18 protein-coding genes and 1 rRNA gene are annotated in these 19,101 nt (G+C 70.5%); 5 read left to right on the forward strand and 14 right to left on the reverse strand.

Going from position 1 to position 19,101, the window contains the following annotated elements; translation table 11 throughout:
* Positions 1–124 (reverse strand): 16S ribosomal RNA (locus C503_RS0125090); the annotation flags it as partial.
* Between the two features lie 693 nt (positions 125–817).
* Between C503_RS0125090 and C503_RS0125095 the strand changes: the two genes are divergently transcribed.
* Together C503_RS0125095 and C503_RS0125100 are read left to right on the forward strand one after the other, a co-directional pair.
* Positions 818–1,384 carry a snapalysin family zinc-dependent metalloprotease gene (locus C503_RS0125095; protein WP_018684982.1) on the forward strand — a complete coding sequence of 189 codons (567 nt, stop codon included), beginning with the start codon at positions 818–820 and terminating at the stop codon, positions 1,382–1,384.
* 118 nt (positions 1,385–1,502) lie between these two features.
* Entirely contained in the window at positions 1,503–2,354 is an 852-nt protein-coding gene (locus C503_RS0125100) for a hypothetical protein (protein WP_018684983.1), read from the forward strand.
* Positions 2,355–2,720: 366 nt separating this feature from the next.
* Here C503_RS0125100 and paaZ read toward each other — a convergent pair whose 3' ends face one another.
* The gene (gene paaZ, locus C503_RS0125105) at positions 2,721–4,745 is read right to left on the reverse strand and encodes a phenylacetic acid degradation bifunctional protein PaaZ (protein WP_018684984.1); all 2,025 of its coding nucleotides are present in this window, start codon (positions 4,743–4,745) and stop codon (positions 2,721–2,723) included.
* A 391-nt stretch (positions 4,746–5,136) separates the two neighbouring features.
* On the opposite strand from paaZ, the gene C503_RS0125110 reads away from it, so the two are divergent.
* Positions 5,137–5,853, forward strand: coding sequence for a S1 family peptidase (locus C503_RS0125110; RefSeq protein WP_018684985.1), 717 nt, complete (start codon positions 5,137–5,139; stop codon positions 5,851–5,853).
* A gap of 87 nt (positions 5,854–5,940) precedes the next feature.
* Here the strand turns inward: C503_RS0125110 and C503_RS40770 are convergent, their stop codons facing one another.
* The 10 genes from C503_RS40770 to C503_RS0125160 form a co-directional block, all read right to left on the reverse strand.
* Positions 5,941–6,618, reverse strand: a complete 678-nt coding sequence (locus tag C503_RS40770) for an HNH endonuclease family protein (protein WP_033401034.1) — start codon at positions 6,616–6,618, stop codon at positions 5,941–5,943.
* A gap of 164 nt (positions 6,619–6,782) precedes the next feature.
* Positions 6,783–8,405: a solute symporter family protein gene (locus C503_RS0125120; protein ID WP_018684987.1), complete on the reverse strand. Its 1,623-nt coding sequence runs from the start codon at positions 8,403–8,405 to the stop codon at positions 6,783–6,785.
* Complete coding sequence (locus C503_RS0125125) at positions 8,402–8,749, reverse strand: DUF485 domain-containing protein (RefSeq protein ID WP_018684988.1); 348 nt, start codon at positions 8,747–8,749, stop codon at positions 8,402–8,404. The genes C503_RS0125120 and C503_RS0125125 overlap by 4 nt, the downstream gene beginning before the upstream one ends.
* Positions 8,750–8,822: 73 nt before the next feature.
* Entirely contained in the window at positions 8,823–10,586 is a 1,764-nt protein-coding gene (locus tag C503_RS0125130) for a sodium/solute symporter (RefSeq protein WP_018684989.1), read from the reverse strand.
* Positions 10,583–10,984 (reverse strand): hypothetical protein, encoded by a 402-nt coding sequence (locus C503_RS0125135; protein ID WP_018684990.1) that lies wholly within the window; start codon positions 10,982–10,984, stop codon positions 10,583–10,585. The genes C503_RS0125130 and C503_RS0125135 overlap by 4 nt, the downstream gene beginning before the upstream one ends.
* Positions 10,985–11,752, reverse strand: a complete 768-nt coding sequence (locus C503_RS0125140) for a LytR/AlgR family response regulator transcription factor (RefSeq protein ID WP_018684991.1) — start codon at positions 11,750–11,752, stop codon at positions 10,985–10,987.
* A complete protein-coding gene (locus tag C503_RS0125145; RefSeq protein WP_018684992.1) occupies positions 11,749–12,828 on the reverse strand; it encodes a sensor histidine kinase in 1,080 nt (359 codons plus the stop codon). The genes C503_RS0125140 and C503_RS0125145 overlap by 4 nt, the downstream gene beginning before the upstream one ends.
* 102 nt (positions 12,829–12,930) lie before the next feature.
* On the reverse strand, positions 12,931–13,182 hold the full coding sequence (locus C503_RS0125150; RefSeq protein ID WP_156893463.1) for a hypothetical protein: 252 nt from the start codon (positions 13,180–13,182) through the stop codon (positions 12,931–12,933).
* 339 nt (positions 13,183–13,521) lie between these two features.
* Positions 13,522–13,743 carry a hypothetical protein gene (locus C503_RS0125155; protein ID WP_018684994.1) on the reverse strand — a complete coding sequence of 74 codons (222 nt, stop codon included), beginning with the start codon at positions 13,741–13,743 and terminating at the stop codon, positions 13,522–13,524.
* A gap of 77 nt (positions 13,744–13,820) precedes the next feature.
* Positions 13,821–15,701 carry an ABC transporter ATP-binding protein gene (locus tag C503_RS0125160; RefSeq protein WP_026316681.1) on the reverse strand — a complete coding sequence of 627 codons (1,881 nt, stop codon included), beginning with the start codon at positions 15,699–15,701 and terminating at the stop codon, positions 13,821–13,823.
* Between the two features lie 98 nt (positions 15,702–15,799).
* On the opposite strand from C503_RS0125160, the gene C503_RS0125165 reads away from it, so the two are divergent.
* Entirely contained in the window at positions 15,800–16,576 is a 777-nt protein-coding gene (locus C503_RS0125165; RefSeq protein ID WP_018684996.1) for an EI24 domain-containing protein, read from the forward strand.
* Positions 16,577–16,751: 175 nt separating this feature from the next.
* On the opposite strand, the gene C503_RS0125170 is transcribed toward C503_RS0125165, so the two are convergent.
* Positions 16,752–17,102 (reverse strand): nuclear transport factor 2 family protein, encoded by a 351-nt coding sequence (locus C503_RS0125170; RefSeq protein WP_018684997.1) that lies wholly within the window; start codon positions 17,100–17,102, stop codon positions 16,752–16,754.
* 71 nt (positions 17,103–17,173) lie between these two features.
* Between C503_RS0125170 and C503_RS0125175 the strand changes: the two genes are divergently transcribed.
* On the forward strand, positions 17,174–18,079 hold the full coding sequence (locus tag C503_RS0125175) for a LysR family transcriptional regulator (RefSeq protein ID WP_018684998.1): 906 nt from the start codon (positions 17,174–17,176) through the stop codon (positions 18,077–18,079).
* On the opposite strand, the gene C503_RS0125180 is transcribed toward C503_RS0125175, so the two are convergent.
* Positions 18,048–18,890 carry an SAM-dependent methyltransferase gene (locus C503_RS0125180; protein ID WP_018684999.1) on the reverse strand — a complete coding sequence of 281 codons (843 nt, stop codon included), beginning with the start codon at positions 18,888–18,890 and terminating at the stop codon, positions 18,048–18,050. The two genes, C503_RS0125175 and C503_RS0125180, sit on opposite strands and share 32 nt — an antisense overlap.
* Between the last annotated feature and the right edge of the window lie 211 nt (positions 18,891–19,101).

The following is a 19,101-nucleotide window of genomic DNA, read 5'->3' on the forward strand; positions in this document are numbered from 1 at the left end:
AGATTACCCACGTGTTACTCACCCGTTCGCCGCTCGTGTACCCCGAAGGGCCTTACCGCTCGACTTGCATGTGTTAAGCACGCCGCCAGCGTTCGTCCTGAGCCAGGATCAAACTCTCCAAAGATGCTTCAAAGAGTACAACTCCTGACAAACAGACACCATCAAACTGGCATCAACATCTGTCACTCAAAGGAACCCCTAGGGGTTCACTTCATTTAAGCTCTACTGGCTTAAATCGGCACACTGTTGAGTTCTCAAACAACACACGCACATCCGATTCGTGCGTCCGTCTCCGGAGCGCCCTCATCCGAGGCTGGTTACTCGCTAAGTTTTCGTGTCCCGCTCGTTCCGGTTTTCCCGGCCCGTTCCGCGCTGACAGGAAGAAAGTTACACGGCCGCCAAGGCGGGATCAAATCGGGGGTGCCGAAACGACGTCGAACAAGTGAAAACCCTTGCGCGCCAACACATCCACGACGGCCATGGCCACGCTCCCGCCGAGCGGGCCGCGACCGCGCCGAACCTGCCCGCAGGGGGCGTTTGCCCTGATCAAACCTGTTATGGCGGGGCTGTCCGTTCACTTAACGACGTGCCCCGGGTTGGGAAAGGCAAATCGTGTGACTGCGGTCACTTTCCGCCTGGTCTGCCCGGCCCACCTAGTACCCATGGTCACGGGGCGCTGCCTGCCGGTGGCGCCCCGACGCGATGAGCAGCGGCAGGTAGGACGTCGTCGACCGTCACTTCGGCGTAGCCCACCGCATGGCAACCACCCGGGTCCGACCGGCGCGCGCGCCGGTCGGAGAACACTCAGGAGATATCCATGCATCGACGAACACTCGCGCTGGTCGCGGCGAACGCCTGCCTGGGCGCCGCCGTGGTGGTCGGCGTGACCACCCCCGCGGACGCGGCCCCGCAGGCCGCCGCGGTCACGCAGCTGACCTACGACGACAGCCAGGCGCCGCAGTACGCGGCGAACACCGCCGCCGCGGTCGAGGTCTGGAACACCGACGCGCCCAACGTGCACATCGTCAAGGCCGCCCGCGGCCAGCGGGCGAACATCCGGATCGTGGCCGACCCGGGGTGGCCGCACGCCACCCTCGGCCCGGTGCGCTCCAACGGCAGCGTGCAGATCTGGTTCGGCAAGCAGGCCGTCGACGAGGGCTTCGACAAGACGCGGATCATCGCGCACGAGATGGGCCACTCGCTCGGCCTGCCGGACAACCGCACCGGCAAGTGCTCGGACCTGATGTCCGGCCACTCCGCGCCGACCAGCTGCACCAACGCGCACCCCAGCCCCGCTGAGCGCGCCACGGTCCAGCGCAACTATGCCCGCTTCGCGGCGTCCTCGGACGCCCAGCTGACCGTCGTCATCAACGACGCGGCGTAGTCCTCTCCACCCGCGGCGGCCGTCCCCTCGGGGCGGCCGCCGCGTCTTTTTCCGGTGTGGTGAACCGGCGCGGCGCGGGGCCCGTGTGGGGATCAGTCGAAACCCACAGGGAGCCATCGTGAACCGCTCAGCCAAGCTCGTCCTGGTCGCCGCGCTCGGCACCGCCCTCGCCGCCTGCGGCCAGGCCGCCACCGCCCCCGGGGTGCCCGCCCCGGTCCTGGCCAAGGCGGGCACCGACCTCGCCGCCGTCGTCCTAGAGGCCGTCGAGGCGCCCGCGCTTGGCAAGATCGTGTCGGACGGCAAGACCCTGTACCGGTTCGACAAGGACACCGCGAAGCCCCCGACGTCCAACTGCGCGGGCGACTGCGCCACCGCCTGGCCCCCGGTGCTGGTGTCCGACGTGTCGGCCGTGTCCGCGGCGGCGGGCATCGACAAGTCGCTGCTCGGGACGCTCGCGCGGCCCGAGGGCAACCAGCTGACCATCGCGGGCTGGCCCGCCTACCACTACTCGAAGGACACGACCGCGGGCGACGTGAAGGGCCAGGGCGCGGGCGGCACGTGGTTCGCGTTCACCCCGGAGGGGAAGAAGGCGAGCGCGCAGGTGCCGGGGGCGCCGGTCACGGTGACCGTGATGAAGGTGGGCAAGCTCGGTCCGATCGTGACCGACCGGGGCGGGATGACGCTGTACCGGTTCGACAAGGACACCGCGTCCCCGTCGAAGTCGAACTGCGCCGGTGACTGCGCGAAGAAGTGGCCGCCGCTGTTGGTGCCCGCGGGTGCCGCGGTCGAGGGGCTGGACCCGGCCGTGCTCGGCACCGTCGACCGCGGTGACGGCACCCGCCAGGTCACCGTCGGCGGCTGGCCGGTCTACCACTTCAGCGAGGACAAGGTCCCCTGCGACACCAAGGGGCAGGGCGTCGGCGGCACGTGGTTCACGCTGACCGCCACCGGCAAGAAGGCAGGCGTGTGAGTTCGTCCGATACGCGATCGGGGCGGGGCCTTTCCGAGGCACCCGCCCCGAGGGCTGTGCGCTTCCGGCCCGGTCACCGCGGCTCGCTCGGCCCGCCGTCAGGCGGCGGGCCCGCTCAAGATCAAGCTCGTCGTCGGCAGGCGCACCACCATTACCCGCCGCTCCCAGGGGGATCCCCCAGGGCCCATTCTACTCGGTGGGGGTGGCAGAGGATCTTGTTCGGCGGGGTTCGGGGTGGGGGCTGTGGATAACTTTTGTCGCTGGGACGGGTGAAGTCGTGTGTGGAGGGCTCGGCGGTCGTGCGGGGTATCGCCGAGGTCGGGGGCGGGTGGGTTGGTCCACTGTGGACCGACCCACCCGCCGGGATCAGGATTTGGCGACGAGGGTGAGGACGTCGTAGCGGGCGACGGGCTCGTCGTCCTGGTTGACCACGTCGGCGTCCCAGCGGACCTCGCCGTAGTCGGCGGTCTCGCGGGGGGTGATCTGCTTGGCGGTCAGGGTGACCGTCAGCGAGTCGCCGGGGAAGACCGGGGTGAGGAACCGGAGGTTCTCCAGGCCGTAGTTGGCCAGGACGGGGCCGGGTTCCGGGGAGACGAACAGGCCTGCGGCGAACGAGACGATCAGGTAGCCGTGGGCGACGATGCCGCCGAAGAACTCGTTGGCGGTGGCGGCTTCCAGGTCGGTGTGCGCGTAGAACGTGTCGCCGGTGAACTCGGCGAAGTGGTCGATGTCGGCCTGGGTGACGGTGCGCGGGCCCGCCGTGACGCTGTCGCCGACGCGGAGGCGGGACAGCGGCTTGCGGAAGGGGTGTTCGGCCTCGGGCAGGCGCGGGGCGCCGGGGACCCATTCGCCGGTGATCCTGGACAGGACGGCGGGGCTGGCCTGGATCGCGGAGCGTTGCAGGTGGTGTAGGACGCCGCGGAGGCCGCCCATCTCCTCGCCGCCGCCCGCGCGGCCCGGGCCGCCGTGGATCAGGGCGGGCAGGGGTGAGCCGTGGCCGGTGGACTCGGCGGCGTCGTCCTGGTCGAGCACCAGCAGGCGGCCGTGCCATGGCGCGACGCCGAGCACGACGTCGGCGGCGAAGTCGGCGTCGCCGGTGACCACCGAGCCGACGAGGCTGCCGAGGCCGCGGGCGGCGAGGTCGATGACGTGCGCGGTGGAGTCGTACGGCAGCAGCGCGCTGACCGGGCCGAAGGCCTCGACCTCGTGCGGTTCGGCGCGGTCGCCGTCGGCGCGCAGCAGGACCGGGGACAGGAAGGCGCCGCGTTCCGGGTCGGCGTCGACCACGTCCACCCTGGTCGGGTCGCCGTAGGCGATGGTGCCCGCGGCGCCGAGCGCCTTGAGGGAGCGGCGCACCTCCTCGCGTTGTTCCAGGCTCGCGAGCGCGCCCATGCGGACGTCGGGGTTGGCGGGATTGCCGACGACGGTCTTGGCCAGGCGCGCGGACACGGCCTCGGCGACGGGGTCCAGCAGCGCCCGGGGCACGAAGGCGCGGCGGATGGCGGTGCACTTCTGGCCTGCCTTGACCGTCATCTCGGCGACGAGCTGCTTGACGTAGAGGTCGAACTCCGGCGTGCCCGGGGTCGCGTCCGGTCCGAGGATCGAGCAGTTCAGCGAGTCGGCCTCGGCGTTGAAGCGGACCGAGTGCCGCACGACGGTCTCGTGGGTGCGGAGCTTGCGCGCGGTGCAGGCCGATCCGGTGAACGACACCAGATCCTGCGGGGTGAGGTGGTCGAGCAGGTCGCCCGCGCTGCCGCACACCAGCTGGAGGCTGCCCTCCGGCAGGATCCCGGACTCGACGATCAATCGGACCAGCAGCTCGGTCAGGTAGGCGGTCGGGCTGGCGGGCTTGATCAGCGTGGGCACGCCTGCGACGAAGGCGGGCGCGAACTTCTCCAGCGGGCCCCAGACGGGGAAGTTGAAGGCGTTGATCTGCACCGCGACCCCGCGCAGCGGCACGCCGATGTGCCTGCCGACGAAGGTGCCCTCGCGGCTGAGGCGCTCGACCGGGCCCTCGCCGAGCACCTTGGCGTTGGGCAGCTCGCGGCGGCCCTTGCTGCTGTAGGTGAACAACACGCCGATGCCGCCGTCGACGTCGACGAGCGAGTCGCGCCGGGTGGCGCCGGTGCGCGTGGACAGCGCGTACAGCTCGTCCTTGCGCTCGGTCAGGTGCGTGGCCAGGACCTTCAGCAGGGCGGCGCGTTGGTGGAAGGTCAGCTCGCGCAACGCCGGGCCGCCGACACGGCGGCCGTGGTCGAGGGCGGCGGCCATGTCCACCCCGGCGGAGGAGATCCGGGCGATCTCCGCGCCGGTGACCGCGTCGTGCAGCGGGGCGCCGTCGGCGGTCGGGGTGTGCCAGCGACCGCACACGTAGCTGCGCAGCAGCGCCATCGGGTTCGACCTCCATAGTCGCCTCGGGCGCGGCGGCGTTGCCCCACCCCGCTCCGATGCTAGTGCCCTTCCGGAGCCTCCTTACCCACTGTGTGTCGTGCCCAAACATGCACTGTTTCTCACCATTAGAGGTGCTGTCGTTGCCAGTTGTTCGGCCGTCGAGCGTGTGAACACACCGCCCTTGCGAATGACCACTTTTGGGTGAAAAGGTGGATTCTCGACAGGGTGATCGACTGGTCGCGGGTGGTAGCCGAACCAAGCCGACCTGGGATTACGTCCCGGGTTTCGCCACTCCCGGCCTGCGGTCGCCGGGTCGCGCCGCGGCATCCCGGTGCCGCGGACATTCCCGATTCACCCCTGCCGCGGCATCGCCGCAGAATCGAGAAAAAGCATGAAGAAGACGAAGTTCGCCGTCGCCGTCGTGGGCGCGGCGGCGGCCGTCATGGCCGTCGCCCCGACCGTGCTGGCGGCTCCGGCCGGAGACCCCGTGCTGAGCCCGGCGATCATCGGTGGCAGCACCGCGAGCAACGCCCCCTGGGCGGCGCGGCTGTTCGCCAACGGCCAGCAGTCCTGCACCGCGACCATCATCGCGCCGCAGTACGTGCTGACCGCGAAGCACTGCGTGGCCAGCGGCACCATCAGCTTCCGGATCGGCAGCCTGGACCAGACCTCCGGCGGCACCACCGCCAACGCGGTCCAGATCACCCGGCACTCCACTGCCGACCTGGCGATCGCGAAGCTGGACCGTTCGGTGCAGGCGACCTACTCGCCGCTGGGCACCACCGCGGACGTGCGCGCGGGCCAGCAGGCCCAGGTCTACGGCTGGGGTGCCACCTGCACCAACCAGCCGGAGATCAACTGCCAGTCGCGCTACCTGAAGGTCGCGACCGTGAACGTGCGCTCCACCAGCGCCACCGACGCGTACGGCGGCCAGGCCGTGCAGGCGACCCGCGGCAGCGGCATCACCGCGGGCGGCGACTCGGGCGGCCCGATGTTCGCCAACGGCAGGCAGATCGGCGTCGCGTCCACCAGCGACCGGTCCTCGGTCACCAACTACACCCACGTCGGCGTCTACCGGAGCTGGATCCGCAGCGTCGCGGGCGTCTGATCTAGACAGTCCTAAAAGGACAGTACGGACAAGACGGTCCGAACGGGCCGGGGCCCACACGCCCCGGCTCGTTCGGCGTGCCCGGGACTAGCCGCAGGAGCGGAACATCGCGGTGATGCCCGCGAGCTCGTTGTCGTCCACGCTCAGCTTGTACTTGGTCTTGATGGCGACGTACCCGGTGACGTAGTCGCACCAGTAGGTCTGCAGGGCGGGCCGCCACTTGCCCGGGTCGCCGTCGCTCTTCTGCGTGTTGGACCGGACGGTGACCGCAACCAGGTTCTCCTGGTCGTTGTAGAACTGCTTGCGCTGCGCGGGGGTCCAGTCGCGGGCGCCGGAGCGGGCGGCCTCGGCGAGCGGCACGATGTGGTCGATCTGCAGGTCGTGCGGGTCCTTGGCGGTCACCCCGTCGTACCGGCTGGTCCAGCAGGCCTCCTTGGGACAGGCGCTGCGGCACTGGCTGTCCACGGTCTCGCCGTCGCCGTCGCGGACCAGGATGGACTCGCGGGTGTCGCACTTGGACTTCGAGTCGTAGGCCCAGTCGCCCCAGTCGTCGCGGTCGTAGTGCGCGCCGGTGTCCTCCGGGCGGGGCGCGCCGAGGGCGGCCAGCGCGGCCGCGTGGTCGCCGGAGACGCCGCGGGCCGGGGCGGCGGTGCCCGCGCCGGGGGCGTCGGGTGCGCCCGAGGCCGCGGCGTTGAGGTCGACCTTGCAGCCGGATAAGGCCAACGCGGCGAGGGCCAGGGTGGGGACGAGGACTCGGGAACGCATGATCACTCCCTCGATGCAGCTATTCCTGCATAGACTCTCCTGATCATCGCTCGGGTCCGGGAGGCACGCCGGACGAGGTCGCATGACAGCCACCACAAGCCCACGCGCACGACCGGGCCCGTCCCCGGGGGAGGCGGGGACGGGCCCGGTCGTATTGCCGTTGTCTAGTGGGAGATCGCCTTCTCGGCCCCCGCGCCGGTGAGCGCGCGGACCTCCATCTCGGCGAACTTCGACTGGTCGCGGTCCTTGGACAGGATCGTGCCCAGCCAGCCGAGGATGAACGCGACCGGGATCGACACCAGCCCCGGGTTCTCCAGCGGGAACCAGTGGAAGTCGACCCCGGTGATCATGGACGGGGTGGCCGCGGTGGACGGCTTGCCGGACACCGCGGGCGAGAACACGATCAGCACGATGCTGACCGCGAGGCCGCCGTAGGTGCTCCACAGCGCGCCCGCGGTGTTGAACCGCTTCCAGAACAGCGTGTAGAGGATGGTCGGCAGGTTCGCCGACGCGGCCACCGCGAACGCCAGCGCCACCAGGAACGCGACGTTCTGGCCGTTGGCGACGATGCCGCCGACGATCGCCACGATCCCGATGACCACCGCGGTGATCCGGGCGACCCGGACCTCGGCGTTCTTGTCCGACGCCTCGCCCTTCTTGATCACGTTGGCGTAGATGTCGTGCGCGAACGAGGCCGACGCGGTGATGGTCAGCCCCGCCACCACGGCCAGGATCGTGGCGAACGCGATCGCGGCGATGATGCCCAGCAGCACCGGCCCGCCCAGCGCCTGGGCCAGCAGCGGGGCGGCCGAGTTGGCCTTGCCGGGCGCGTTCTTGATCGCGTCCGGGCCCACGATGGCGCCCGCGCCGTAGCCAAGGACCAGGGTGAACAGGTAGAACACGCCGATCAGGCCGATGGCCCAGACCACCGAGCGGCGGGCCTCCTTAGCGGTGGGCACGGTGTAGAAGCGCATCAGCACGTGCGGCAGGCCCGCGGTGCCCAGCACCAGGGCCAGGCCCAGCGACAGGAAGTCCAGTTTGCTGGTGCCGGTCGCGCCGTACTGCAGGCCCGGGTTGAGCACCGAACCGCCCTTCGGGTGCGCGTCCACCGCGCCGCCGAGCAGGTCGGACAGGTTGAACCCGTAGCGCCCCAGCACCCACAGGGTCATCGCGAACGCGCCCACGATCAGCAGCGCGGCCTTGATGATCTGCACCCAGGTGGTGCCCTTCATGCCGCCGATCAGCACGTACACGATCATGATCACGCCGACCACGGCGATCACCGCGGCCTGCCCGGCCTTGTTGGTCACGCCCAGCAGCAGCGCGACCAGGCCGCCCGCGCCCGCCATCTGGGCCAGCAGGTAGAAGAAGGTGACGACCAGCGTCGAGGTGGCCGCCGCCGCGCGGACCGGGCGCTGCCGCATCCGGAACGCCAGCACGTCGCCCATCGTGTACTTGCCGGTGTTCCGCAGCAGCTCGGCGACCAGCAGCAGCGCGACCAGCCAGGCGACCAGGAAGCCGATGGAGTAGAGGAAGCCGTCGTAGCCGTTGAGCGCGATGGCGCCCGCGATGCCCAGGAACGAGGCGGCGGACAGGTAGTCGCCGGAGATGGCGATGCCGTTCTGCGGGCCGGTGAACGCGCGGCCCGCCGCGTAGTAGTCGGCGGCGGTGCGGTTGTTGCGGCTGGCGCGGAACACCACGATCAGCGTGATCAGCACGAACGCGGCGAAGATGCCGATGTTGAGGCCGGGGTTGTTGCCGGTCACGCCCGCGGCGAGGTTCCTCACTTGGCATCCCCCTCGATCGATTCGCGCACCCGCTCGGCGAGCGGGTCGAGCTTGCGCCCCGCGTAGCGGACGTAGAGCCAGGTGATGAGGAAGGTGGAGGCGAACTGCAGGAGCCCGAGCACGAGTCCGACGTTGACGTTGCCGATTAGCTTGGTGGCCATGAACTCGTGCGCGTAGTCGGCGAGCAGGACGTAGACCAGGTACCAGACCAGGAACAACGCGGCCATCGGGAAGACGAACCGGCGTAACCGCGCGCGGAGCTCGACGAACTCGGCGCTGCCGTGGACCTCGTCCCAGTCCGCCTGGTCCGGGGGCGGTGCCTGGGCGTGGTCGGTGGTGCTCATCGGGGGCGACCCTCCTCTGACGCTGGAGTGTTCCGCGTCACGTTAGGGAGGTGGCGGGTCCGGTCGGGAGGTCTCAGCGGCCCAAACGACGGATCATGCGACGAACGGCCGACGAGCGGCGGGCCGACCAGGACGAGTGGCCTGGGTCACGCCCGCGCAGGGGTACCGGGTCCCGGCGCTCGCGCAGGTGCAGGCGCAGCATCGCGGTCGTCGACCAGGCGGGCGGCCTGCCGAACAGCGACACCACCACCATGGTGCCGAACGCCAGCGGCACCGACCATGGCGCGGGCTGGCTGACCAGGATCGCCTGCCAGCCGTCCACCGGCGGCCCGAACAACGTGAACACGATCGCCCCCGCGGTCGCCAGCAACCCGGCGGCGACCCCGGCGATGGCGCCCGCGGCGGTCAGCCGGGACCACCAGATGCCGAGCACGAGCAGCGGGCAGAACGTGGAGGCGGCCACGGTGAACCCCCAGGTGACCAGCACGCTCGCGTCCAGCCGCGCGGACGGCAGGGCCAACAGCACGACCGCGGCGGCCGCGGCGACGACGGTGAACCGCAGCCGCGCCAGGCCACCGGGCACCAGGTCGTGCGAGATCGCGCCCGCCACCACGAGCAGCAGCCCGAGCGAGGTGGCCAGGAACGCGGCGAACGCGCCCGCGGTGAGCAGGGTGGTGAACACGGTGCCCGCAGCCCCGCTGTCGACCTGGGACGGGAGGGCGACGACGGCGGTGTCGGTGGCGCCGGAGAGGTAGAGCTGCGGGACCAGGACCTTGGCGAGCGTGCCGTAGATGCCGGGGAACAGGTAGAAGACGCCGAGCAGCGTCACGGTGATCGCGGCGGTGCGGCGGGCGGCGCGGCCGTCGGGGCTGGTGTGGAAGCGCATGAGCACGTGCGGCAGGCCCATGGTGCCGAGCATGGTGGCAAGCAGGATCGCCCAGGTGCCCAGCAGCGGGTGGCCGGTGTCCTGGACGTCGAGCAGCGGCCGCTGCCAGTCGGGCCCACCGGGCGGGGCGCCGCCGCGGACGTCGGGCACCGGCGCGCCCGCCGGGAACGTGAGGCGGGTGCCCTCGGCGACCCGGAACTCGCCGGGCGGGATGGTGAGCGGGGCGCCGTCACCGGTGCGGACGGTCAGCGGCTCGTGCACCTCCAGGGTGACCTCCAGGCCGAAGTCGACGGGGGTGTCCCTGGCGAAGTGGGTGAACGGGACGGGGTGGACGGCCTCGTGGCGGACGTCCGGGGTGACCTGGAGCAGGAGCCAGATGGCGGGGACGATGAAGAGCAGGAGCTTGAAGCAGAACTGGAAGGCCTGGACGTAGGTGGCCGCGCGCATGCCGCCGACGGCGAGCGTCACGCTGACGACGGCGGCGGCGATGACGACGCCGACCCAGTAGGGACCGCCGCTGACGACGCTGAGCACGAGGCCCGCGGTGCGGAACTGGGGCACGAGGTAGAGGCCCGCGACGACGAGGACCGTGACGGCGGCGAGTTTGCGCAGGGCGGTGGAGGCCAGCCGGGCCTCGGCGAAGTCGGGGACGGTGACCGCGCCGGAGCGTCGCATGGGGGCGGCCACCAGGGCGAGCATGGCGATGTAGCCCGCGGTGAAGCCCACGGGGTACCAGAGGGCGCCCATGCCGTCCTTGACCACGAGCCCCGCCACACCGAGGAAGGAGGCGGCGGAGAGGTACTCGCCGGAGACGGCGGCGGAGTTGAGCAGCGGGGAGACGCGCCTGGAGGCGACCAGGAAGTCGGAGGTGGTCCGCATGGCGGCGACCCCGCGCAGGCCGACCAGTAGCGTGATCATCACGACCGGGACGACCGCGAAGACGGCGATCACGGACACTCCCCCGGCCCCTCGCCCCGTGGCACGACCGGATCCCGGGGTGGGTCGATGTCCTCGGCTCGTTCGGCGCGGCGGAGGTGCCAGCGGGCGATGAGGATCATGGCGGGGAACGGGATCACGACGGTGGCGAGCCAGGAGACCGGGATGTCGAGGACGCGCGCGTGGTCCAGCTCCGGGGTGACGCGCAGGATGATCGGGAGGCCGATGAGCAGGGCGAACAGCATGGCGAGGGCGAGCAGGGCCCAGCGCCGCTGGGCGCGGTAGGTGTGGACGGCCTGGCGGACCTCGCCCGGGTCCAGGGTCGGCGGGCGCCAGGCGGTGCGGTGCCTGCGGCGGGCGTGGGCGAGGCGGGTCTGGGGGCTGGTGACCGCGACGCGCCGGTGTTGGGTCATCTAGCGTTTGCCCAGTTCGCCGCGTTGGGCGGCCTGGAGGAGGCGTTCGCGCAGTTCGCGGGCGTGCCTGCGGCTGACCGGGACGTCGCCGAGGTCGGTGTGCGCGAGCATGCCGCCGACGGAGTCGCTGCGCAGCTCGCGGACGGCGTCCAGGGCGACCAGGAATCCTCTGTGGACACGGGCGAAACCCGAGCCCTCCCAGTACTCCTGCAGCCGCGAGATCGGCATCCGGACCAGGTGCACGCCTGTGGAGGTGTGCAGCCGGACGTAGTCGCCGTGGGCCTCGGCGTACTTGACCTCGCCGCGCCGGACGTAGCGGGTGCGGCCCTCGGACTCGACCGGGAGCGCGGGCATGGCGTCCGGGCGGGCGGGGACCGGCTCGGGCACCGAGCGGCGGCTGGCCACGATCCGGGTGACGCGGGTGAGGGCGTCGGCGAGGCGTTCGGCGCGGACGGGTTTGAGCAGGTAGTCGACCGCACCGATGCCGTAGGCCGACACGGCGTGGCCGTCGTAGGCGGTGACGAACACGATGGCGGGCGGGTCGGTGAGCTTGGCCAGCAGCGACGCCACCTCCAGGCCGTTGAGGCCGGGCATGGAGATGTCCAGGAACACCGCGTCGAAGTGCTCGGCCTGGATCATCTTCAACGCGCTCAACGCGTCCGCGGCCGCGCGCACCTCGGCGACCTCCGGCGAGTCGCGCAGCAGCCTGCACAGCTCGTCGAGGGCGGCGTGCACGTCGTCGACCGCCAGCACCCGCACCCCGCTCACGGCACCACCCCCGGCGCGAACATCGGCATCCGGACGACCACCCGGGTGCCCGCCTCCGGCGCGGTCTCCACCACCAGCCCGTACCAGGGGCCGTAGACGTTGCGCAGCCTGCGGTCCACGTTGGCCAGGCCGACCCGGTCGGCGGGCCCGCGCCCGGCCAGGATCGCCTCGGCGCGGCCAGGGGGCATGCCGACGCCGTCGTCCTCCACGGTGATCAGGCAGTCGGTGCCCTCCGCCTCGCCGCGCACCTGCACCTGTCCCCCGCCCGCGCGCGGCTCGATGCCGTGCCGCACCGCGTTCTCCACCAACGGTTGCAGCACCAGGTAGGGGATCGCGACGGCCAGCACCTCCGGCGCCACCCGTACCTGTACGCGCAACCGCTCCCCCAGCACCGCGCGCTGCAACGCCAGATAGGTCTCGATCGCGTGGAACTCCTCGGCCACAGTGGTGTACTCGCCGTGGCGGGCGAGGCTGTATCGGTTGTAGTCCGCGAAATCCAGCATGAGCTCGTGCGAGCGCTCCGGGTCCGAGTGCACCAACGAGGCGATCACGGTGAGCGCGTTGTAGACGAAATGCGGCGAGATCTCCGCGCGCAGCGCCCGCAGCTCGGCCTGTGCGGCGTGTTCGGCGGAGGCTTCCAGGCGGGCCCGTTCGAGTGCGGCGACGATCCAGTCGGCCACCTCGCGCACGGCCCAGCCTCGCACCGGCCCGGCGACCAGCAGGACACCCGCGAGCTCGTCGTGCACGTGCAGCGGCACGGCCGTCAGCGGCGGGCGCCCGACCCGGGTCTCGCTGTGCAGCACCTCGTCCACCAGCGCCACCCAGCGGGTGCCGCCGGGCAGCGGCCCGGCCCAGGTGGGCCGCCCGGACAGGTCGGCGATCCCGACCGCGTCCGCGCCGAGCAGCCTGCGGATGCCCCGGACGGCCGCGCGGACCCCGTCCCCGGACAGCCCGTCGGCCAGGTCCTCGCCGATCCCCCTGGCGACGGCCAGCACGGCCGCCGGGTCCACCGGCACCCGCTGCCAGGGCAGCCGGAACCGCGACGGCTCCCCCTGCTCCTGCTGCTGCACCGGCATCCGCTAGGTCCCTTCGGCGGGTCTCGGAAATGGTAAGCGCCCGCCACACGAAGGAGTGAGGGTATGCCGCCGTCGGTATACCGGGGGTGACGAATCCGAGAGTCAGTCCGCCCGGATCGGGGTGAACACACCCCCCATGGCCGCCAACCTGGCCTCCGCCCGGCGGCGCAGCAACAGTCCGAAGTCGGCGGGTATCCGCGACCGCCCCAGCAGCTCCCCGGCCGCCTGATACACCACGGCGACCACGACCTCACCGCCCAGCCCCGGATGTTCGTGCACCAACACCCGCCCGATCTCCGCGGCGATCGCGGAAACGTCGGGAACGGCGGCATGAGGTGTCGTCGAGGTAGGCATTGGACCAGCATGCCGAACCGGTAAAGTCCCCCGGTTGCCGTAACGTGAACGCACTTCACTGCCCTGAGCTGCGCGCACCGTGCCAGGTGACGGACAGTCCACACCGGACCGGCCGAGCAAACTTCACTCGTTCGGTGGGCAGCAAACCAGAACCGCCAGGGCATTTCGCCCCGCCTCCGGGATTTCACCCGACCCAGCGACAGAACTTATCCACAGGCAAGATCCACGACCCGGTTTCCAAGACCCACCGTCGCCCCCACCCGGTAGAATGGCCGAGGGGGATCCCCCTGGGAGCGGTGGGCTTTGTGGTGGGGCGGCTCGCCGTGAAGCGTGACAGGGCTACCGGAGGCGCTTCTTCGCGCGGTCGAGCAGTTCGAGGCACACCATGCTGATCACCACCACCGCCCCGGACACGATCCACCACAGTGGGGACGGTAAGCGCAGTGGGAACGCCAGGAACGGGTGCCAGTCGAAGATCCGCGCGACGAAGGGGATCAAGCCCTCCCATATCCCCACCAGGAAGACCAGTCCCTGCAGCCCGTCATACCCCCGCTCATCCATGGGACCCGACGCTAGGGCCTCGCCGAGTGACGGCGAGTCATGCCATGGTCGGGTCCGGGGTCCACCCATGGTCGTACTCAGGCCGCGGGCTCCACCTCGTCCTCCGCGAACTGAGTCCGGTACAGCTCCGCGTACCGGCCACCGGCGGCCAGCAGGGTCTCGTGGGTGCCGCGCTCGACCACCCGGCCCGCCTCGACCACCAGGATCAGGTCGGCCTCGCGGATGGTGGACAGCCGGTGCGCGATGACGATGGCCGTCCGCCCGGCCAGGGCCTCCCCCAGTGCCTCCTGCACGGCCGCCTCCGAGGTCGAGTCCAGGTGGGCGGTCGCCTCGTCCAGGATCACCACGCGGGGGCGGGCGAGCAGCAGGCGGGCGATCGTCAGGCGTTGGCGTTCGCCGCCGGAGAGGCGGTAGCCGCGCTCGCCGACGACGGTGTCCAGACCGTCCGGCAGGCTGTGCACCAGGTCGGCGAGGCGGGCGCGGCGCAGCGAGTCCCACAGGTCGTCCTCGGCCGCGGTCGGGCGGGCGAGCAGCAGGTTGGCGCGGATGGTCTCGTGGAACAGGTGGCCGTCCTGGGTGACCATGCCCAGCGCGCCGCGGATCGAGTCCGCGGTCAGCTCCCGGACGTCCACACCGGACAGTCGGACCGCGCCGGAGTCGGCGTCGTAGAGCCGCGGGGCGAGCTGCGCGATCGTCGACTTGCCCGCGCCGGACGAGCCCACCAGGGCCACCAGCTGTCCGGGTTCGGCGCGGAAGGAGACCTCGTGCAGCACCTCGACGCCGCCTCGGGTGTCGAGGGTCGCGACCTCCTCCAGGGACGCCAGCGACACCTTGTCGGCCGCCGGGTAGGCGAAGCTGACCCGGTCGAACTCCACCGACACCGGTCCCTCGGGCACCGGCCGGGCGTCCGGCGCGTCGGTGATCAGCGGCGGTAGGTCGAGCACCTCGAAGACCCGCTCGAAGCTGACCAGCGCGCTCATCACCTCGACCCGGGCCCCCGCCAGCGCGGTGAGCGGCGAGTACAGGCGGGTCAGCAGCAGCGCCAGCGAGACGACCGCGCCCGGCTCCAGCGACCCGACGATGGCCAGATAGCCGCCCAGGCCGTAGACGAGGGCGAGGGCCAGCGCGGAGACCAGGGTCAGGGCAGTGACGAACACCGACTGGACCATCGCCGTGCGCACGCCGATGTCGCGCACCCGACCCGCCCGCGCGCCGAACTCGGCGGACTCGTCGGCTGGGCGGCCGAACAGCTTGACCAGGGTGGCGCCCGGCGCGGAGAACCGCTCGGTCATCTGCGTGCTCATCTTGGCGTTGTGCTCGGCCGCCTCCCGCTGCAGCGAGGCCAGCCGGGAGCCCATGCGCCGGGCCGGGATCACGAACACCGGCAGCAGGACCAGCGCCAACAGCGTGACCTGCCAGGAGATACCGATCATCACGACCAGCGTCAACGTCAACGTGACCAGGTTGCCGACGACCCCGGACAGCGTGTCGCTGAACGCTCGCTGCGCTCCGATGACGTCGTTGTTGAGCCTGCTGACCAGCGCACCGGTGCGGGTCCGGGTGAAGAACGCCACCGGCATCCGCTGCACATGGTCGAACACCCTGGTCCGCAGGTCCAGGATCAGCCCCTCGCCGATACTGGCCGACAGATACCGATTGACCAGCCCGAACCCGGCCTCCACCAGCGCCGCCCCGGCGATGATCGCGGCCAGCCCGACCACGACCCCCGACGACTCCCGCCGCACGATCGCGTCCACGACCCACCCCGCCAGCACCGGCGTCGCCACCGCCAACGCCGAGAGCAACACGCTGACCAGCAGGAATCTGACGATCCTGGCCCGATGCGGCCGCGCGAACACCACCACCCGCCGCAGCGCGGCCCGAGTGAGCCCCCGCTGATCCTGCTGCGCGTGCATCGTCCGATACAGCGCGGTCCACGCGGTCATCTGCATATCCATGACGGCCTCCCCACCGAAACGGGCCCCAGTAGAGCATCGGGCACCGACAGTAGGAGCTGAGCCAAGGTGGAGGTCAAGCCCGCCCGTAGGATGCCCGCGTGATCACCCCTTTGCGCGATTTAGGCACCGGTGTCCGTTTCCTGGCCCGCGGCATCCGCCTGGTAGCCACCAACCGCGCCCTACTACTACGCGGCGCCCTGCCGGTCCTGGTGACCAGCACCCTGCTCTTCGCAGCCCTCATCGGCCTCACCCTCACCGCCGACGACCTGGTCACCTGGGCAACCCCGTTCGCCAACGACTGGGCACCCCTATGGCGAACGGCCCTACGAATCGCGTCCGGGGTATCGATCGTCGTAGCCGCCATCGCAGTGTCGCTACTGCTGTTCTCGGCCCTGACCCTGATCATCGGCGGCCCCTTCTACGAAAACATCGCCGAACACGTCGAAGACAAAGAACTGGGCGGAGTCCCCACCGCCCAGGAAATCGGCTGGTCCCGCAGCGCCTGGATCGGCCTACGAGACGCAATCCTCCTGGTAATACGCGGCCTAATCTGGGCAATCGTCCTGTTCGCACTAGGCTTCATCCCAGTGCTGGGCCAAACAGTCGTACCGGTCCTGGCCATATGCGTAGGTGCCTGGTTGCTGGCCATCGAACTAACCGCAATCCCCTTCGTACGCCGAGGCGTAAGCCTACGCGACCGACGCCGCACATTGCGCAGCAAGCGAGCGATGACTCTCGGCTTCGCCCTACCCGTCTATCTCCTGTGCCTAATCCCGCTCGCAGCCCTGGTCATATTCCCAGCAGCCATGGCAGGCGGCACCCTCCTAGCCCACAAAACCATGACAGACCCCACCCACCCAAGCCCCCACCACTAGCCCGCCCACCCCCAACTCGACCACCCCCAACTCGACCACCACGCGGGATCGCGCCGGTCTCTTCCCACCCGATCCCAGGAGGCCCCCAGGGCCGAGTGGGATCGGGTGGGAAGAGACCGGCTAAAGGCGATCCCGCCGCGAGGCGAAGCCGAGCCAACAAACACAGCACCAGCCGTTATGCAAACAACGGCCGCGGATCAAAAGTCACCTTCATACTAACAATCCTCCCACCCTCGACCTTCGCCCAGTTCGCGGTAGGCAGCGCCACCCCACCCGCATGCAACTCAAACCAGGTCAAAACCTCATCCCCCTCAACAAACCGCCGCAACACCACCAGATCGGTAATAATCTTCGCCATCCCCTCAATCCCCCGCCGCGCCTCCACCGCACCGGTAAGCGTCGCCAACGGCCCCACAAACGAGAAATCATCAGCCAACAACGACTGATACCGATCAAAGTCACGCGCCCGCCAAGCATCGAAATACGCCGCCACGATCCGCTCCGGACTCATACCCTCAGTGCTCATACCCCCAAGTCTCACCCCCACACCCCCATAAGTCGAATAGCTAGAACTTCCCCATGCTAGAACTACCAGTTATGGAACTACGCCAGCTGACCTACTTCCTCGCGGTAGTCGAGGAAGGCGGCTTCACCCGCGCGGCGGCGCGCGAGCACGTCGCCCAACCCGGCGTCAGCGCCCAGATCGGCAAGCTGGAAAGGGAGTTGGGCCACGACCTGTTCGACCGAACGTCCCGCACAGTGCGCCTCACCCAGGCAGGCGAGGTCCTACTCCCCTACGCCCGCACCGCCCTCAAAGCCGCCGCCGACGCCCGCCTCGCCCTGGACGAACTGGCAGGCCTCCTACGCGGCCGAGTCCGAGTGGGCGTACTCACCGCCACCCCCTCGGACGACCTCGTGCACCTACTGGCCGAGTTCCACGAGGCACATCCCGCAGTAGAGATCAGCCTCCGCGAAGACGCCTCCGACCGCCTGATCGAAGGCATCCTGGCAGGCTCCATCGACCTGGCCTGGGTAAGCACCTCCGGCAACACCCCCACCGGCCTGGAAAGCATCGTGCTCACCGAACAGGAACTGGTCGCGGCGGTGGCACCCCACGACCCCCTCGCCGAGCACGACACGATCCACCTGACCGCCCTCCGCGACCGGGCCCTGGGCAGCCTCCCCGCGGGCACCGGCATCCGCGGCGCCCTGGAGTCCGCCTGCGCCACGGCCGGGTTCACCCCCCGCGTCGCGTTCGAGGCCAGCGCCCCCGACGTCCTGGCCAAGCTGGCGACCCGCGGCATGGGCGTCGCCGTGATCCCGCGCCTGATCGCCGACCGACACACCCCGGCGGTGCACGTGGTCACCCTGACCCACCCCGTCCCACGCGGCCGCGTCGAGCTGGCCTGGCGCGCGGGCGGCCCGCTCAGCCCGCCCGCCCGCGCCCTGGCCGAGCGGGTACGGGCCGCGCTCAGGGTTTCCGCGCCAGGGCTCCCAGCATGAGGTGGTTCCACTCGGACAGCGGCACCAGCCGCGGCCCGTCCGGCCACCACTTGTGCAGCTGCACCAGGCCCGGCTCGACCATGCGCAGGTCCTCGAAGTAGGACTCGATCTCGCCGCGCTCGCGGAACGCGGTGGCCACGGCGGTGCCCAGGAACGCCTTGTGCAGGGTGCGTGCCAGCTCGCTGTGCACGCTGCCGTCGGCCGGGTCGAACTGCTGGCTGACCACCACGTACGAGCCGGACGGGATCGCCTTCACCCAGCCGCGGACGGTCTGTCGGACCACGTCGTCGTCCAGGATGTGTCCGGTGACCGCGCACAGCAACACCGCCATCGGCCGGTCGAAGTCCACCCGCCTGCGCAGGCCGGGGTCGGTGGTGACCGTCTCCGGGCGGGTGATGTCGAACTCCAGCATGTGGGTGTTCTCGTTCTCCTCCAGCAGCGCGCGGCCGTGGGCGAGGACGACGGGGTCGTTGTCGATGTAGCAGACCTTGGCCTCGGGGTTGTTCCGCTGCACGATCTGGTGGGTGTTGTCGAGGCCGGGCAGCCCGGACCCGAGGTCGAGGAACTGGTCCACCCCGCATTGGGTGACCAGCAGCCGGAGCACCCGACCGACCCATTCGCGGTGGTCGCGCACCATCTGGCCGACGCCGGGGGCCAGGTCCGCGAGTTGGTCGACCACTTCTCGGTCGGCCACGTAGTTGTCCCGGCCGCCCAGCAGGGCGTCGAAGAGCCGGGCCTGGTTGGGGGCGTCGAAGTCGATCGAGGCGCCCCGCGAGTGGGGATCCCAGGAGGTGTGTTCGGCAGCGGGCATGTGACTGACTCCACAGGACGTGGCAACGGACGGTGAACAGGGTAGGACACCGGGTGGCGGCCCCGTACGGCCCCTACCGTACGTCGTACTCGCTCTCCGGTGCGTTCGGGTGTTCTCGTCGCACAGTCACCCGGAAGTCGGCAGGGCGTTACCCCGACCGTGGAGTCGTCCGGGGGTGGTTACTACCCAACGCGACGAGTTTCGCGAGCGC

Source organism: Actinokineospora enzanensis DSM 44649 (assembly GCF_000374445.1).
GTDB classification, from domain to species: Bacteria; Actinomycetota; Actinomycetes; order Mycobacteriales; family Pseudonocardiaceae; genus Actinokineospora; species Actinokineospora enzanensis.

What these genes read in the sequence shown, in the direction of transcription:
- paaZ (WP_018684984.1), bottom strand. Translation starts at nt 4,745, where the DNA reads ATGGCGCTGCTGCGCAGCTACGTGTGCGGTCGCTGGCACACCCCGACC.
- C503_RS0125175 (WP_018684998.1), top strand. Translation starts at nt 17,174, where the DNA reads ATGGAACTACGCCAGCTGACCTACTTCCTCGCGGTAGTCGAGGAAGGC.
- C503_RS0125160 (WP_026316681.1), bottom strand. Translation starts at nt 15,701, where the DNA reads ATGGATATGCAGATGACCGCGTGGACCGCGCTGTATCGGACGATGCAC.
- C503_RS40770 (WP_033401034.1), bottom strand. Translation starts at nt 6,618, where the DNA reads ATGCGTTCCCGAGTCCTCGTCCCCACCCTGGCCCTCGCCGCGTTGGCC.
- C503_RS0125145 (WP_018684992.1), bottom strand. Translation starts at nt 12,828, where the DNA reads ATGCCGGTGCAGCAGCAGGAGCAGGGGGAGCCGTCGCGGTTCCGGCTG.
- C503_RS0125110 (WP_018684985.1), top strand. Translation starts at nt 5,137, where the DNA reads ATGAAGAAGACGAAGTTCGCCGTCGCCGTCGTGGGCGCGGCGGCGGCC.
- C503_RS0125125 (WP_018684988.1), bottom strand. Translation starts at nt 8,749, where the DNA reads ATGAGCACCACCGACCACGCCCAGGCACCGCCCCCGGACCAGGCGGAC.
- C503_RS0125135 (WP_018684990.1), bottom strand. Translation starts at nt 10,984, where the DNA reads ATGACCCAACACCGGCGCGTCGCGGTCACCAGCCCCCAGACCCGCCTC.
- C503_RS0125180 (WP_018684999.1), bottom strand. Translation starts at nt 18,890, where the DNA reads ATGCCCGCTGCCGAACACACCTCCTGGGATCCCCACTCGCGGGGCGCC.
- C503_RS0125095 (WP_018684982.1), top strand. Translation starts at nt 818, where the DNA reads ATGCATCGACGAACACTCGCGCTGGTCGCGGCGAACGCCTGCCTGGGC.
- C503_RS0125155 (WP_018684994.1), bottom strand. Translation starts at nt 13,743, where the DNA reads ATGGATGAGCGGGGGTATGACGGGCTGCAGGGACTGGTCTTCCTGGTG.
- C503_RS0125150 (WP_156893463.1), bottom strand. Translation starts at nt 13,182, where the DNA reads ATGCCTACCTCGACGACACCTCATGCCGCCGTTCCCGACGTTTCCGCG.
- C503_RS0125170 (WP_018684997.1), bottom strand. Translation starts at nt 17,102, where the DNA reads ATGAGCACTGAGGGTATGAGTCCGGAGCGGATCGTGGCGGCGTATTTC.